Source organism: Gracilimonas mengyeensis (genome assembly GCF_900182705.1).
Lineage (GTDB): Bacteria > Bacteroidota > Rhodothermia > Balneolales > Balneolaceae > Gracilimonas > Gracilimonas mengyeensis.
The window spans coordinates 22,538-37,942 of sequence record NZ_FXTP01000016.1 but is presented as its reverse complement, the minus strand read 5'-3'; the positions used below and the strand labels follow the sequence as shown (position 1 = coordinate 37,942).

Here is a 15,405-nt window from a genome sequence, read left to right as displayed (position 1 = left end):
TTTAAGTGCATTAGGGAAAGAGACAGAGATAGGGTCGTGTTGCGAAGGGAAGCAAGCAGTTACAAACTTCATAAACTTTTAAAACAAAACCCATCCTCGTTCCTTCCCTAACGCCCAGGGGCGCCAAGGAAGGAGACGCTTTTATAGTTATGAGGTATACAATAACCCATCATCTGAAAAAAATAATGGGGAAAAGTAGTGTGCAATTGATGAGGAATAAAAGAATATAAAGCTATGGAATCACTAATCGACTTTTTTGAAGACGTACCCACTACCTTCAGGGCCGGTATTTTAATCGGTGGTATCTTTTTATTTTGGGTGATTGAGGGCGTTTTTCCACTCTTTGAATTTGGATACAAAAAAGTACGTCACGCTGCTATCAACCTTGTGCTAAACGGCTTTTTTGTAGTGATTGGGCTGGCTTTTGCCGGCTTGCTGGTTTGGTCGTCCGATTATGTAACCACCAATGAATTTGGAGTGTTGCAGTGGGTGGAAATGCCATTCTGGCTACAGGCTATTGTTGGGGTGATGCTACTCGACTTTTTCGGTGCCTACCTGATCCACTGGATTGAACACAAGGTAGTGTGGATGTGGAAGTTTCACCTGGTGCACCACAGCGATACTACCGTGGATGTGACAACCGGCCTGCGGCATCATCCCGGTGAAGCCGTTTTCCGTATGATATTTACTATTATTGGGGTTATTGCGGTTGGAGCGCCTATTTGGATTGTGTTTCTATACCAAAGCATCTCAGCACTTTTTGCCCATCTGACGCACGCAAATATTAATATGCCCCGAAAAATGGACCGGGCGTTATCGTGGATCTTCATCACCCCGCTAATGCACAAAGTACACCACCACTACACCCAGCCGCTAACGGATACCAATTACGGGAACATTTTTGCTGTGTGGGATCGCCTGTTTGGCACCTTTGCCCAGGTTGAGGATACCTCGCAGCTGAAATACGGGATCGATACCCACATGGATCCCAAGGAAAATGATGATTTGGGCAATTTGTTGAAGATTCCGTTCCAGGCTTATCGTCCGCCGGTAGGAGCCAAGTTTGGGGATGATGAGGAGATTGAGGTTTCCAGGAGGGAGAATGGTTAATGGGTATTTGTTAATTGTGGCCTTGCCTGCATGCACTTTATGTTTTTTTTAAAACGATCAACCATCCCATAAAAATCCGTCCTTGCGAGGAGCTCATAATGAATAAAATAGGTTTAAGATGCGCAACGACGCGGCAATCTCCATAATACCGTTTGGGATATATATCAACGAAACTTTGGGAAAGGAGTTGCTATGATTCAACAGATCGCCACGTCAGCAACTATAAAGCCAGAGTGTGTGCAATTTGTCTCCTCGCGATGACCGCTCTGATTTTGTGATAAATTTCAATCAAACTCAGGTAATAACCATTAACCAACCACGAATGGATCAACGATTTGTACGGAATAAACTTTCTGCTCGTGTTGCAAATCTTCGGAGTAGAGGGTAGTGCAGCCTGCCTCTAATGCGGCAGCAATGATGAGGGAGTCGTAGAAGGAATACTTGAATTGTTCTTTAATACCAATGGCTGAATAAATGAGGTCTTTACTGGCATACACTTCCCACATATGGGATAGAACATTCTCGATATACTGCTCGAGCTCCCGAAGAGTCATTGGGTTTTTGAATTTTCTGTAAGAAACGTTGATGAACTCCTGTACAATCTGGTAGCTAATGATGCCAGATCCGTTCTCTAAATGAGTTTTTATTAGTTCTGAAGCTTTTTCTTGTTTTGCCACATCTGTGCGGTCAAAAGCGTAAGCAAAGATGTTGGTATCTAAGAAAACTTTATCGCTCATTCATCTCATCCCTTGTGAACTTTCCACCGGAATCAATATGATTAAGTTCTTGCATCAGTTTGTCATAGTTGTTTCCCAAGTCTCCCTGCTTCGCATAATTGGCAAGCCACTCCCTGAACCGTTTATTAAGCGTAGTTTTTTCTTTGGCAGCTTTGAGCCGGGCCTTTTCGATTAGTTTTTCGTCGGCGCTGAAGGTGATGTTTTTCATAATTCCACGAATTTTGTGTACACGAAAATAGTGTAATGATTTAACTGCTGTTACACAATCTTTATTATTCGTGATAGTGAAAGAAGTGCAGGGAAATTGTAAATGATGAATTTTGAATTTGTTTGCAGGATTTAGAATTCATAATCCAAAATTCCCAATTTCCTATCCCCCAAATAAATACGACAGCTTCACCAAAAACACGTTATGCGGATGGGCTGAGAACAAATCATTCACATCAGAGCCATAAGAGAAATTTCCGGTTTCAGCTTCTTCGGTGCGACCTTGCGTCCAAACCAAGTATAAAAGAGAGCCGGGTCGGTATTCCCATCTCAGCACCAGGTTAGAACGGAATTGACGAAAGTTGAAGTCGTAGCCATTTTCGAAATCCTCGTCAGAGAAAGAGACATCTTCACTAAACCGGTCATAATAATCATCAGCATGGGGATTGGTGACGTACTTGGGATCATAGTAGTCTACGGCACTGACAAATGGTGCTCCATAATACTGAATGGTTAGATTGGGTGAAAGGGTCAGGTCCATGCGCATGGTGAGGTCTACCGTTACCTGGTCTATAGAACCGAAAATATATCGGTCTTCGGTTTGGTAGGTTTCCGTAGTTATATATTGTAGGCTATTGAAGCGGTTCGTGAGATTAGGCTGCAGAGACAACCGGAGCCCATCCGTAGGTTGGTAGCGGGCGTAAATACCATAATATTGCCGGTCTGAAGCATCACTAAAACCCCAGCGTTGATTATGATAAAGGCCAAAAGTGAGTTTCTTTCGGTCATCCGTTTCTACATTTACCCAGTAATTCCAGCCGCCGGGCAAACGGAATGATGGGCCACCCCGCAATAAGGTGTTAGAAACCTCATCGCCATCTACATTAACCCCGCCGTTCAGATACCAGTGATTGGTAAACTGGGTGCTGAAATTCACGTTTGTTCCTTTAAAATTGTTTGTTCCCCCAAAGTCCCAGCCGGTCCACTGGTTGAAATTAAGGTTCATGTACCTGAAAATGCTAAAGGGATTGGAAAACCGGTAGCTGGCCCAAAATACCTGGAAGATGGAGTCGCCCTGTCGAAGGTACCCAACGTCATTAAGCTCCAGTCCGGGCGATCGCCAGGTAACCCAATTCACAAACCGGAAACCGCTGCTGCCTTGCCTGCCAAATTCGAAAATTCCGCCATGACCGGTCAGGCTGGTTCGGGTGGTGTCGTAGGTCGTGTAATCGTTATCCGGCCGCTGAAAATATCTGCGGGAAGATTCCTGTTGTTCCTGAATCGCTTCGGATGTGCCATTAATCTGGCTCATTACCAGGTTGGTGCTCAGGTAGTATTTTTTATCATTCCAAAACTGCTGGAATTCAACCCCGCCACTGTAGGCGCTTTCATTCAAATTGTTAAGGTTCGGATTGTCGGTAAAGCGATGCGTAGACGTAAACATCCCGCCCAAAATGGTATTATTGTCATTCAGTTCCTTTTGAACACTGCCCAAAAAATAGTTGGTGGTGGGTTCAACCAGTTCTTTGCTGTGGGAGCCGTCACGGAATACGTCGGCTTTTTCGGGTGCGGTCACACTTTCCATCACCCCAACAGAAAGACCGTTGCGGGTTTTACCTGTAAGCTTAACCGCACCGATGATGTTAGTACTCTCTGGTACACGTGCATATTCATTTTCATCGCTGTCTACATCGGGGTAATTATGGGGAGAGCGGCCGATACGGCGTGAATAAAAGAGGTTATCAGAAGAGTAATTGTTGCCTCCGCCTGAAATCTGGAAGCTGGTGATGTTTCGTCCCTCAATAAAGAAAGGCCGCTTTTCCTGGAAAAAGGTTTCAAAAGCAGTGAGATTCACTTCGGATGGATCCGCCTCAACCTGACCGAAATCGGGGTTGATGGTGAAATCGAGGATAAAATCATTGGAAATACCCACCTTACCATCCAGACCAAAGCTCAGGTTTTCATCGGTTCCATCAAAAAAGGGGTTGTCCGCATCTGCTTCATACCGTTCCATTTTGGCTACCGTGTAAGGGGCTATCTCAACTTGTTTTTTTGGGGTGATGCCATTGATGCCACGCAACTCCCCAAAGTGGCGCACCCAACCAGACTCTTCCTGTGGCGCATAACTCCAAACGGATCGTTCTTCATTGCGGTACAGCCGCCGCGTTAACTGGATGCCCCATACTTGTTGTGCATTGGCATTAAACCGTAATTGGGTAAGTGGAATGCGCATTTCCGCAATCCAGCCCTCATTGTCAATGCTGGTGCTTAAATCCCAAAGCGGATCCCAGGTGGTATCCCAGTTGTCACCATCATTGGTGATGGCTTCGTCACCCTTCACCCCGGAAACCGAAGCGGTAAAAGAGTAAGCCGTTCGCTTATCAAAGTAGCTGTCGATATTGATTTCCACCCAATCGCCTTCAAAACCATCACGGCGCGAAAGTCGCTGTACAATTTTGTCGGGCTCCTCATCGTAGGCGCGAATAGCTACGTACAGGTTTTCATCATCATACAGAATTTTAAAAGCCGTTTTCTGAGAAGGCTTGGCTCCGTCATCCGGGCTACGCTGGGTGAAATCGCCCGACCACTCCACATCCTGCCATGCGGGTTCGTCAATCGTGCCGTCTATTTTAGGAGTATTGCCGTTTACTTTGAGGGTGGTGTAGGTTTTTACTTCTTGAGAAGATTGGGCAAAAGAAATTTGAGAAACAAGAAGGCCACATAACAGAAAGGTCAGGTATTTTAGATTCATCACAACTAAGCTTGGTGAGGGTTTGCCAAGGAAATGGAAATGTTAATTTCATAGCTGTGACACGATGGAGTTGAAGAATGGTTACAGACTAAAATTTAAATAAGACCAGAGATTAGAATTCAGTACCGGCTATTTCGTATCAGATTTAAACTTTTGAATGGCATCCTCAAATTTGTTGGATTTGGTTTTCCATGTGTTTTGAAAGGGCTCGAGGAAGTTGGCTACTTCTTTCAGTTTTTTGGGATTTAAATGATAATAGATTTTTCTTCCCCTCTGGTCTTTTTCGAGTAGCTCACATTCCGTTAGTATTTGAACATGTTTTGAGATGGTAGGCCGTGAGCTCTCGAAATTAGATGCAATAGAACCCGCGGTAAGAGGCTTTTCAGCCAATAAACGGATTATTTTTCGCCGTGTGGGGTCAGCAATCGCCTGAAATACATCTCGCCGTAAGTCCATGGTAGCCTGTTTATAAATTCTGTAGCTATTCAGCTACATATAATTGTGTAGTCATTTATCTACGCAATTTTTAATCGAAATGAAAGTGTGGCTTTGGTGGGATTCCAACTAATTAGAATAGAAAATTCTATTCTTTGTTATGGATAAAACTGATGATTACACCGACACACACTACAACAGTGGTTCCAACCGGATTTAACCATAAGAATTCGATGGCCTTAGTATAGCTTTCGGGGACGGTACTCCATGGCAGGAAAAAAGAATAATCGCCAGAGGTGGCGTTGTAGAAAAGTCGGTCGAAGATGAATACGGATAGCATTCCGGATAATAAGCCGACTAAAGCTCCGGTTCCGGTTGCGCGTTTTACCCAGAGCAGCAGGATAAAAACGCCTAATATTGAGCCGTAAAAATAACTCCCGATTTGATTTACCAGTTCGATGATAGAGCGGGTTTCACCCATCAGCAATGCGGAGCCGGTGGCCAGTGCTCCCCAGAAAAAAGTAACACCACGAGAAGATTTCACATAATACGCCTCGTCATGCACATCACCAATCAGCCGCTGGTACCAGTCTACAATAGAGACAGTGGTTAGTGCATTGAGTTCGCTGTCGATGGAGCTGAGGGCGGCAGCAAAAATCCCAGCTACGATCAGGCCAATAACACCTACCGGAACGTAATTGAGGATGAAATAAGGAAAGATGTAGTTGGTGTCGTTGACGTCGGCCTGACGAATTTCTGCCTGCAAGGCCAGTTCGGCATCACGTGCCTCATTCATTTCCGCATCGGTTTCTACAAAAAGCTGTTGGGTAGATTCGTTTCGGCTTTGAACGGCTTCAAGGGCGGCTTCCTTGCGGGCCTGGTGGGCCGTCTCATATTGTTGCAGGATTTGCTGCTCCGATTGCACTTGTTGTTCGGTTTGAGCTACGGGTTCGGAAGCCCGGAAGGAAGCCGGGGCGCTGTTAAAGATGAAAAAGACGTACAACATCACCCCAAGCAGCAAAATGAAGAACTGCATAGGCACCTTGGCGTAGGCCGTAAGCAACAGAGATTTTCGGGCGTTTTTAACAGAATCTGTGGTGAGGTAGCGTTGAACCTGGGTTTGGTCGGTGCCAAAGTAAGATACCATCAGGAAGAAGGCGGCGATCACTCCGCTCCACACATTGTATTTTTCGGTGAGATCAAAATTCAGGTCGAGCGCGGTGAGTTTGTCCAGGCTTCCGGCCAGGTAGAGGGCCCCATCAAATCCCACCTCTTCGGGCAGGTACATCCAGATCAACCCAAAGCAAAATACGAGACCAAACATCATCACAATCATCTGCTTCACATCGGTATTGATGACGCCGGCGATACCGCCCACCGTGGTGTACAAGGTAGCAATGATGCCGATGATCAGAATGGTGATGTTCAGGGGAAGTCCGAGCAGCAGTGAGAGTACGTAAGAAGGAGCAGCAATGACCACGCCCAAAGCCAGGCCCCGCGAAATCAAGAACAGGCCGGAGGTGGTGAGGCGGGTTTTGAGCCCAAAGCGTTCTTCAAGTACCTCGTAAGCCGTAAAATTCTGCATCTTATTGAAAAAGGGAACGAGGAACATGCAGATGAAAATCATTGCGAAGGGGATGGCCAGGTAGGTCTGCACGAAACGCATATCCTCAACGTATGCGATGCCGGTAGTGCCTATAAACGTAATAGCAGAGGCTTGGGTGGCCATCACGGAAAGTCCCGCCGCCCACCAGGGCATGGAGCGATTGGCAAGCAGGTAGCCTTCAATGGTATCTGAGTCTTTACCCCGGCGCGTACCATCCCATATGGTGTAGGCCAAAAAAGCGATCAAAACCAACCAGTCAATCCAGCTCATAGATCAGGGCAGATTGAAGGTTGAGGTGAACAGCCAGAAGAGCAAAATAAACAGTACGCCAAGTACCGCGGAAATGGTGTATTCCTTAATCCACTTGGGTTCTATATCCTGTTCGGTCGTTTTTTCTTGCATGCCCGATGATAGGAAATGTGCGGTGAACATCCAATTCGGTGAATATCGAACATTGAACATTCAACATTGAATTTTGAAGTAACTGGAGTCTAAGTTTTGCCTGATTTATAACTAAGGAGCTTCTCCTCCTGGGAGGAGATTGAGAGGTGGGTTTTGTGGCCAGAGATCAAGCTGTTTTTTTAAGCAATTTCATATTTCCAGTTTGAACCATGATTAAAAGATAGTTGGATTAGCCTGATTTTTGTAGGTGTATACAACGATCTTGCCCTTTCCTCCGAAACCCTTCCTTGTTCCTTCCCTAACGGACAAGTCCGCCAAGGAAGGAGACGCCTATAAGATATTTTGGGTGATTGATTATCAATGAACCATTGGGAGCAGTAATGTAGCCTATATATATTAATGGTCAATTATTTTCACCAAAGCGTCTTCTTTCCCTTTGCGCATAGATATTGAAATGGCTGGTAGTACTTTTGCAGATAATACCATTGAAGTAGCGAGAATAGATTATGAAAGTGCGTTAGGGAAAGAGACAGAGATAGGGTCTTATGCGCAATGGCAACCAATTTTTAAATCACTCCCGCACCAACTTCTCAAATACCCGAAAGCTTTCTTTGCCTTCGTTAAAGAGTAAATCAAACAAGCTCAGTTCTGGTATAAAGTCATTGCCAAGCTGGGAATATTCCGGGTGCTTTGGTTGCGCCTCAATTGCTTCATCACTGCGCCACTGGTAATGGCGGGAGTCGTGTTCCTGGTATAATACATCAGCTCCAACTTGCTGAGTGAATACATCGGGATTGGGATCGAAATCCGGTAGCTGGCTGGCGAGTTTGTAGTCTACACCGAATTCGAGGTATTTCATGAGTCTTCCGAAAAACCAGGTGTTTAGTTCTGACAGAAGCTTAAATTCCGAAAACTTGCTGATATCGGCTTCCAGCTCATCCGCAAAAAAATCATACCACGTGGCTTCGGAGTAGCTGTGGTGCAGTGCATTCCAAAAGGGCTCAATCCATTCCTCGTTTTGCTCAATGCGCACTTCCCGGATGGGTTTCTTACGGTCTTCGGTTTTTACGGGGATATTGATCCACTGCTGTCCGTTATCCCCCTTTATGGCGGCACGGTGGGTGCGTCCCTTTCGGTGCCATTGCTCCAGATCATTCCATACTACAAGGTCGGCTTTCAGCATGGCGGCCAAGTCGTAAAGGTTGGGAGCAAATTGGGGTTGAAGGAGGGCTACTTTCATACTTGATAGTATATTTTAAAAAACTATAACACCGTAACACTTTAACACTAAATGGTGTTACGGTGTTATCGTGTTACAGTAATGCATTCTGAATCAACGGTAAATAACGTGATTTAAATTCCTTATCTTTGGAAGCTGAAAATAGAAGAAATCATCAAAACAAAATAAATATATGTCAGTTCGCGTACGATTTGCGCCTTCACCCACCGGATTTTTACACATTGGCGGACTCCGGACCGCATTGTATAATTACTTATTTGCCCGTCATCACGATGGAACCTTTGTGCTCCGTATTGAGGACACCGATCAGTCCCGATATGTAGAGGGAGCCGAGCAGGATATCATCGATTCACTGGAATGGACTGGAATGGAAATTGATGAAGGTCCCGGCAAAGGCGGTGATTTTGGCCCGTACCGACAGAGCGAACGCAAAGACATCTATCATAAATATGCCGAGCAACTGATTGAACAGGGGCAGGCGTATTACGCATTTGATACCGTGGATGAAATTGACGAGATGCGGGAGCGGCTTAAGAAATCAGGAAATCCATCTCCGAAGTACGATGCCATTACGCGTCAGTCTATGAAAAACAGCCTCACCCTTCCACAAGATGAAGTGGAAAAAAGGCTTGAAGACGGCGACGAATATGTGGTTCGCCTGAAAGTGCCTCGAAAAGAAACCATCCGTTTTGAGGATGAAATTCGCGGGCACGTATCCTTTGATACCGAGGGACTGGATGACCAAGTGCTACTCAAATCCGACGGTATGCCTACCTATCACCTGGCCAATGTAGTGGACGATCACACCATGGAGATTACGCATGTGATTCGCGGGGAAGAATGGCTGAGCAGTACGCCCAAGCACATTCTGCTGTATGATGCGTTTGGTTGGGAAGCTCCAAAAATGGCACATCTGCCGTTGATTATGAGTCCAAGCGGCGGAAAGCTGTCCAAACGTAAGGCCGAGAGCGAAGGCATACCGGTGAATACCAAGGATTACATCAAAGGCAATTACGAGCCTGATGCACTGGTGAATTTCCTGGCCTATTTGGGATGGAGCCCCGGCGACGATTCTGAAATTCATGATCTGAAGGAGCTTTGCGAACTGTTTACGCTGGATCGGGTATCCAAAGGCGGAGCGGTTTTCAATTACAAAAAGCTGATGTGGTACAACGAGAATTACATTCGTGAGCATTCGGTTGAAGAATTGAAGCCCCGTGTGGAAGCTCTGCTAAGGGAAGAAGGATATGAAATCCCCTCTGATGAATTCCTGACCAAGGTGATTGAACTGTTGCAGGAGCGCGTATCCAAAATCGATGAATTCGTGAGTATGGGCGCATTCTTCTTTGAAGCTCCCGAAGAGTACGACGAAAAAGCCCTGAAAAAGTGGAAAGATGACAGCCCGGTTATCCTGAAAGCCTATCGTGATAAAATCGAGGAGTTACCGGAAGAAGAGTTTGAGGCTGTAACGCTGAAAGACAAAATCAAAGAAACCATTGAAGAACATGATGTCGGATTTGGTAAGCTGATGATGCCACTCCGCGTTGCCGTTAGTGGTCAGGGATTTGGTCCGGACCTGACACCTGCTTTGGAACTTATCGGCAAAGAAGAAGTCCTGCGCCGAATTGATATCGCTTTGGAGCGCTTATAACTTACCGTATCAGGTAGCAAGCGGCTGATTTCTTGAGTTGTATTTTATAGCTAAAGAGTTACCTTTTTGAATACTCATTAATCAGGTCGTTTGCTATGTCTGATTCTCACAAACACAATAGACAATTACTGCTCCATGCGATTGAAGGGGTGAGCCGTACGTTGGAGTTAAAGTCCTTACTGGCAAAAAGCATGGAAGCGGCTCAGGAATTGATGCGGGCCAATGCCAGTTCCCTGATGCTCATAGATCGTATGACCGGTGAGTTGAATGTGAGTATTCCGGTGGGTCCGGTGGGTTCCAAAATAAAGGGGATGACTATCCCCAAAGGCAAGGGTATCAGCAGCTGGGTGTTAGAAAACAGGGAGCCTTACTTTTCCAATAACCCGGCAAAGAGTGAGAAATTTTGGAAAGACCTGTCGGATGACTTTGAGACGAAGAATATCTTATGTGTACCTCTACTGAACTCTCACAAAGAGGCCATGGGGGTATTGCAGGTACTGAACAGAGAGAACGGGGAAGATTTTACAGAAGCCGACATCAACCTGCTACAACTTTTTGCTTTCCATGTAGCAAGTGCCATAGAAAAAGTGCGGGAGGTTGATGAGCTAAACCGGAAGATGGAGGCCAGGGAAGAAGGCTTAAAAAAAGTGCACGAGCAATTGAGGGAAGAACTGCAAGGTATTGCGTCGTTATTGCAAATTGAGGCAGAAACCATGTCTCATGCAAATGCTGAAAAAGCTCTGAGGTCGGCTGCTGCACGGGTATTTACCATTTCGAACGCTCACCTATTGTTGCGAGATGATGAGCACCTGTCAAATATTGAATTAGGGGCGTTCATTAATGAGCTTTTTGCCTATACCTCAACGGTTTTCGAAGAAGATGCCAAACAAATAAAGGTGCGTCTTGAGGCAGAGAAAATCACACTGCCGGTACAATCTTCGTTGCCACTGGGATTGTTGGTAAATGAGGTGCTGATTCTGTTATTTCGATTTGCGTTTGAAAATCAGAAACAAGGATTTATAACGATAAAGGCAGCGCAGATGGGAGATGAATACATAACTATTGATATTTCTGATAATGGAGAGGGTATAGATATTGAAAAGGCAGAACACCAAACCGATGTAGCTATGGGCAAAGTATTATATACGTTGGCCCGACGCTTGAATGCGGATCTGTCTGTTCGTGAAAATGAAGACCGGGGAACAACGGTTACCGTGCGGTGTCCTGTTTAGTTTATTCCATTTCTGTGGAATGAATCTAAAGGATTGCGGTAGCTTAAAGAGCTTTTCTAATTTCGACTTAAAACCTGACTCATAAATGAGTCAGGTTTTTGTGTGTAGCAAAATTTTGTCTTTTGATCTTTGGAGGGGGGGCGAATGTCTTGAAGAATATTAGATAGACAAAACAAGGCGTTGCGCACAAGAATCTATCAAATGAATAGTATAAATTTTTAAAAATATTTTACAGGGAAGGTACTATTCGTAGATTTTTTGGGAGTATTCCGGAAGAAATTCATTTAGAAAGCAGTGATTGTCATTTAGAATTTAATGCCTTATAAAAATATGAATTTTTCATGAACGCAAGACTTTATTTTTTCTGATTGATCCGCTTTAGTGTATAAAGATATTTGGCTTAGGGTTCGATAAAATGAGCAAGAAAAACAGCCGGGAGGTTGAAATAGAGAAGTAATCAGTTCCGGTTTCCCAAATAAACAGAGAGGAAATAATCATGAAGATGAGTTTAAGCCAAAAGTTTTTAATCCCAACCATCATTATGTCGGTTTTAGGTATAGGCAGTATTGTCGGTGTGTCTATATACAAGTCTAGCACTTCAATGGAAGATCAAATACGAACCAGTTTAGATGTGCTGGTTGAACAAGCTGAACACAAGATGACGGCCTGGTTTGAGAGTGTGGACCAAACCGTTGAGGTATGGACAAATATTGCTGTGTTAAATGATATTGGTACGATTAAGCAATCTCCTTACGAAGCCAATCAACTATTAGATACCTATGCCGAACAGTCAGATTATCTGGAAGCATTACTCATTACGGACGATACAGGTCAGGTTATTGCCGGTAGTAATTATGCTGAAAGCAGGGATTTGCATTTAGGGGACAGGGAGTATTTTTCAGAGGCACGATCTAAGAGTACTTCTATTTCTGAATTGATAGAAAGTAGGCTAAGCGGAAACCCGATTTTTACTATTGCCAAATGGATGGATACGGGTAATGGGGAGGGTGCTTTAGTGGCGGTCATTGATATGAACTCCTACACCAATGAGTATATCACTAATATCAAAATTGGGGAGTATGGATACATCTATATGATTGACGACGAGGGGCTTATCATAGCTCACCCCGATAAAAGCTTGCCGTTGACCTTAAACATTGCAGAGGAGTATGACTTCGGAAAACCCATGATTGCCCAACAAAAAGGGATGATTGATTATAAGTTCGATGGCGATGATAAAGTGGCCTCATTTAGTACGATTCCACAAACAGGTTGGGTGATAGCGGCTACTGCCAGTTTGGATGATTTGTTGGCTCCCGTGGCATCCCTGAGCCGATGGATACTGACACTTGGTTTCATAACATTTGTAGTGCTTGTTGGCAGTGTGGTATGGATCAGTAAAAAAGTGACGCGACCTATTGAAGGATTGATTGACGACCTGAAAAGAGGTTCTGAAGAAATTTCATCGGCATCAGGACAGGTGGCTTCGGCCAGCCAGGAACTGGCGGGAGGGGCGACAGAACAAGCTTCGTCGATGGAGGAAGCCAGCGCGAGCCTGGAAGAGATTACATCCATGAATAAAGAAAATGGCACCCGGGTTAAGCAGGTTAACAACTTAATGAAAGCCGAGCTGGAGCCAAGTTTTGGGGAGATGATGAAACAAATCAACCAAACCAAAGATATCCTGAACCAGGCGGTAGAAGCCAGTAAGGACACGGCTAAAATCATCAAAGATATCGATGATATTGCTTTCCAAACCAATCTGCTGGCACTAAATGCGGCCGTAGAAGCGGCGCGTGCGGGCGAGGCTGGAAAAGGTTTTGCCGTGGTGGCAGAGGAAGTAAGGAATCTGGCACAGCGGGCAGCAGAAGCAGCCAAGCAAACGGCAACATTGATCGATAATTCCAATCAAAAAATAGATCACTCCTACCAATACAGCGAGGAACTGATGAATGTGGTAAATGGGAATATTGAGATTGTAGATAAGATGGGGAGCCTGGTGGATGAAGTAGAGCATGCCACTCGAGAACAGATGCTGGCCGTAGAGCAAGTAAACACTTCAGTGGTGCATATCGATCAGACCACACAAATGATCGCTTCTAATGCAGAGGAGTCTGCGGCTTCTTCAGAGGAACTGGATGCCCAGGCTGCAAATATGTTGACTGGAGTTAGAAGCCTGGAAGAAGTTATCTATGGAGAGCAAAACAAAATTAATAGTACACCTGGAACTGTAAATAAGTCATCACAGCCAAAGCCACTTGTTAAAAATGGGTTCACTAAAGGCAAAAACAAACAAAGTTCACGCAATGTAAAAACGGAAAGCAGGGAACTGGAACTTGCCTGAATTTAAATCGCAGTAGTAGCTCTGAAGGTGAATGCTGTTACCAATTAGGGATTATCCAAGTCATCTTCGGTAATAGCATTGCCTTCTGCTTCAGCCAGGCTCCGGATCTTGATGCCGGCATAAGCAAAAAAGATAGTCATGAAAGGACTAATCAGGTTGAAGAAGGCGAATGGGAAGTACGCAAAAGTGGATACGCCCAGAACATTGGAATGATAAGCTCCGCAGGTGTTCCAGGGAATGAGTACTGAAGTAACTGTACCTGAGTCTTCAAGGGTTCGGCTTAGGTTTTCAGGAGCCAAATCCTTGCTTTCAAAGGTATCGGTGTACATGCGTCCGGGTACCACAATAGCCAGGTATTGATCGGAGGCGGTGACGTTGAAGAATACACAGGTTCCTACGGTAGAAGCAATGAGTGAGCCGGTAGAATTAACTACGGAAATAACCGCTTCGGCAATGCGCTTGAGCATGCCGCTGGCTTCCATCACTCCGCCAAATATCATGGCCGACATAATAAGCCAAACGGTACCCAACATGCCATACATCCCTCCGGAGGTTAGCAAGTCGTCTACAATTTCATTGCCGGTAACAATGCTGATGTCTCCATACATGGCCATCATCAAACCAACATAACTGGATTCCCAGGAAGCTTCTTCGTAACCGGAAACAGCATGCACGGCTTCGGGTTGAAAAATGAGTGCAAATATGGCCCCTAAAAGGGCTCCGGCTAAAATAGAAGGAATGGCCGGTATCTTTTTTACAATTAATATTACCACAAGCACTGGCACGATAAACAACCAGCCGTTGATATTAAAAGCGCCGTCAATAGCACTTAGGATTTGCTCATTACTCATGGGCTGTGCATCTCCGCCGTACATGAAGCCGAGAATCAAAAACAAAATCAAAGAAATGGTAATAGATGGAACCGTTGTGTAGGCCATGTAGCGGATGTGGGTAAAAAGATCGGTGCCTGCCATAGCCGGAGCGAGGTTGGTGGTATCAGAAAGGGGAGACATCTTATCCCCGAAATAAGCACCTGAAATAATAGCACCCGCAACCATACCTGGATTCAACCCAAGTGCGGTTCCTATACCCACTAACGCAATACCAACTGTGGCGGCTGTAGTCCAGGACGAACCGGTGGCAATGGAAACAATAGCACAAACCACACAGGCCGCAAACAGAAATATGGTGGGGTTAAGAATCATCAACCCGTAATAAATCATTGCCGGAACAATACCGCTGAGTAGCCAGGTGCCAGCCAGCGAACCAATCAATAATAAAATGATAATGGATGACATCGCAGAACTAATACTTTTTACGATGCCATTTCTGATTTCTTTCCACTTGAATCCCAATCGCAGGGCTACCAGGCTGGCTACGCCGGCGGAAAGCATCAGGATAATTTGGTTGGAGCCGGAGAGGGAATCATCCCCGAAGATTCTCACATTTATGAACAGCGCAATAATTAGAAAAATGATGGGAATAAAAGCCTGTACTAAACTTGGCTTGGTATATTTATAAGTCATAAACGGAGGTTTGGGTTTTATTCGAGGCGCTAAGATAGTAAATAATTAACGGGAGGCATATTTAATGAAATATTGGATAAAAATTAAGCGGGACTAAAAAATTTTACGCTTTGTTGAATATCAGCGCAAAAATGGCCTGGTACCAAACTTTTGGAGAATGTAG

At 44.9% G+C, this 15,405-nt stretch carries 12 protein-coding genes; 4 read left to right on the top strand and 8 right to left on the bottom strand.

All coding sequences use genetic code 11. From position 1 onward, the window contains the following. Positions 1–234 precede the first annotated feature (234 nt). On the top strand, positions 235–1,110 hold the full coding sequence (locus FN815_RS16255) for a sterol desaturase family protein (protein ID WP_142455719.1): 876 nt from the start codon (positions 235–237) through the stop codon (positions 1,108–1,110). Positions 1,111–1,418: 308 nt separating this feature from the next. On the opposite strand, the gene FN815_RS16250 is transcribed toward FN815_RS16255, so the two are convergent. The 7 genes from FN815_RS16250 to FN815_RS16225 form a co-directional block, all read right to left on the bottom strand. After that, positions 1,419–1,847: a PIN domain-containing protein gene (locus FN815_RS16250; protein ID WP_142455718.1), complete on the bottom strand. Its 429-nt coding sequence runs from the start codon at positions 1,845–1,847 to the stop codon at positions 1,419–1,421. Next, positions 1,837–2,055, bottom strand: a complete 219-nt coding sequence (locus tag FN815_RS16245; protein ID WP_142455717.1) for a hypothetical protein — start codon at positions 2,053–2,055, stop codon at positions 1,837–1,839. Before FN815_RS16245 ends, FN815_RS16250 begins: the two co-directional genes overlap by 11 nt. Before the next feature lie 162 nt (positions 2,056–2,217). Further along, positions 2,218–4,806, bottom strand: a complete 2,589-nt coding sequence (locus FN815_RS16240; protein ID WP_246075339.1) for a DUF5916 domain-containing protein — start codon at positions 4,804–4,806, stop codon at positions 2,218–2,220. Positions 4,807–4,935: 129 nt separating this feature from the next. Further along, positions 4,936–5,262 carry an ArsR/SmtB family transcription factor gene (locus FN815_RS16235; RefSeq protein WP_142455715.1) on the bottom strand — a complete coding sequence of 109 codons (327 nt, stop codon included), beginning with the start codon at positions 5,260–5,262 and terminating at the stop codon, positions 4,936–4,938. Positions 5,263–5,389: 127 nt separating this feature from the next. Continuing rightward, positions 5,390–7,117, bottom strand: coding sequence for a sodium:solute symporter family protein (locus FN815_RS16230; RefSeq protein WP_142455714.1), 1,728 nt, complete (start codon positions 7,115–7,117; stop codon positions 5,390–5,392). A 3-nt stretch (positions 7,118–7,120) separates the two neighbouring features. Continuing rightward, positions 7,121–7,249 (bottom strand): hypothetical protein, encoded by a 129-nt coding sequence (locus tag FN815_RS19260; RefSeq protein ID WP_281286809.1) that lies wholly within the window; start codon positions 7,247–7,249, stop codon positions 7,121–7,123. Between the two features lie 571 nt (positions 7,250–7,820). Then, entirely contained in the window at positions 7,821–8,489 is a 669-nt protein-coding gene (locus FN815_RS16225) for a WbqC family protein (RefSeq protein ID WP_142455713.1), read from the bottom strand. A 172-nt stretch (positions 8,490–8,661) separates the two neighbouring features. On the opposite strand from FN815_RS16225, the gene gltX reads away from it, so the two are divergent. The 3 genes from gltX to FN815_RS16210 all read left to right on the top strand — a co-directional run bounded on the left by gltX (position 8,662) and on the right by FN815_RS16210 (position 13,716). Beyond that, entirely contained in the window at positions 8,662–10,140 is a 1,479-nt protein-coding gene (gltX, locus tag FN815_RS16220) for a glutamate--tRNA ligase (protein WP_142455712.1), read from the top strand. Between the two features lie 95 nt (positions 10,141–10,235). Next, on the top strand, positions 10,236–11,372 hold the full coding sequence (locus FN815_RS16215; RefSeq protein ID WP_142455711.1) for a sensor histidine kinase: 1,137 nt from the start codon (positions 10,236–10,238) through the stop codon (positions 11,370–11,372). A gap of 496 nt (positions 11,373–11,868) precedes the next feature. After that, the gene (locus tag FN815_RS16210; RefSeq protein ID WP_142455710.1) at positions 11,869–13,716 is read left to right on the top strand and encodes a methyl-accepting chemotaxis protein; all 1,848 of its coding nucleotides are present in this window, start codon (positions 11,869–11,871) and stop codon (positions 13,714–13,716) included. 44 nt (positions 13,717–13,760) lie between these two features. Here the strand turns inward: FN815_RS16210 and nhaC are convergent, their stop codons facing one another. After that, the gene (gene nhaC / locus FN815_RS16205; RefSeq protein WP_142455709.1) at positions 13,761–15,242 is read right to left on the bottom strand and encodes a Na+/H+ antiporter NhaC; all 1,482 of its coding nucleotides are present in this window, start codon (positions 15,240–15,242) and stop codon (positions 13,761–13,763) included. Between the last annotated feature and the right edge of the window lie 163 nt (positions 15,243–15,405).

Excerpts from the sequence above, each read along its gene's own strand:
- FN815_RS16255 (WP_142455719.1), top strand. The coding sequence starts at position 235 with ATGGAATCACTAATCGACTTTTTTGAAGACGTACCCACTACCTTCAGG.
- FN815_RS16250 (WP_142455718.1), bottom strand. The coding sequence starts at position 1,847 with ATGAGCGATAAAGTTTTCTTAGATACCAACATCTTTGCTTACGCTTTT.
- FN815_RS16245 (WP_142455717.1), bottom strand. The coding sequence starts at position 2,055 with ATGAAAAACATCACCTTCAGCGCCGACGAAAAACTAATCGAAAAGGCC.
- FN815_RS16240 (WP_246075339.1), bottom strand. The coding sequence starts at position 4,806 with ATGAATCTAAAATACCTGACCTTTCTGTTATGTGGCCTTCTTGTTTCT.
- FN815_RS16235 (WP_142455715.1), bottom strand. The coding sequence starts at position 5,262 with ATGGACTTACGGCGAGATGTATTTCAGGCGATTGCTGACCCCACACGG.
- FN815_RS16230 (WP_142455714.1), bottom strand. The coding sequence starts at position 7,117 with ATGAGCTGGATTGACTGGTTGGTTTTGATCGCTTTTTTGGCCTACACC.
- FN815_RS19260 (WP_281286809.1), bottom strand. The coding sequence starts at position 7,249 with ATGCAAGAAAAAACGACCGAACAGGATATAGAACCCAAGTGGATTAAG.
- FN815_RS16225 (WP_142455713.1), bottom strand. The coding sequence starts at position 8,489 with ATGAAAGTAGCCCTCCTTCAACCCCAATTTGCTCCCAACCTTTACGAC.
- gltX (WP_142455712.1), top strand. The coding sequence starts at position 8,662 with ATGTCAGTTCGCGTACGATTTGCGCCTTCACCCACCGGATTTTTACAC.
- FN815_RS16215 (WP_142455711.1), top strand. The coding sequence starts at position 10,236 with ATGTCTGATTCTCACAAACACAATAGACAATTACTGCTCCATGCGATT.
- FN815_RS16210 (WP_142455710.1), top strand. The coding sequence starts at position 11,869 with ATGAAGATGAGTTTAAGCCAAAAGTTTTTAATCCCAACCATCATTATG.
- nhaC (WP_142455709.1), bottom strand. The coding sequence starts at position 15,242 with ATGACTTATAAATATACCAAGCCAAGTTTAGTACAGGCTTTTATTCCC.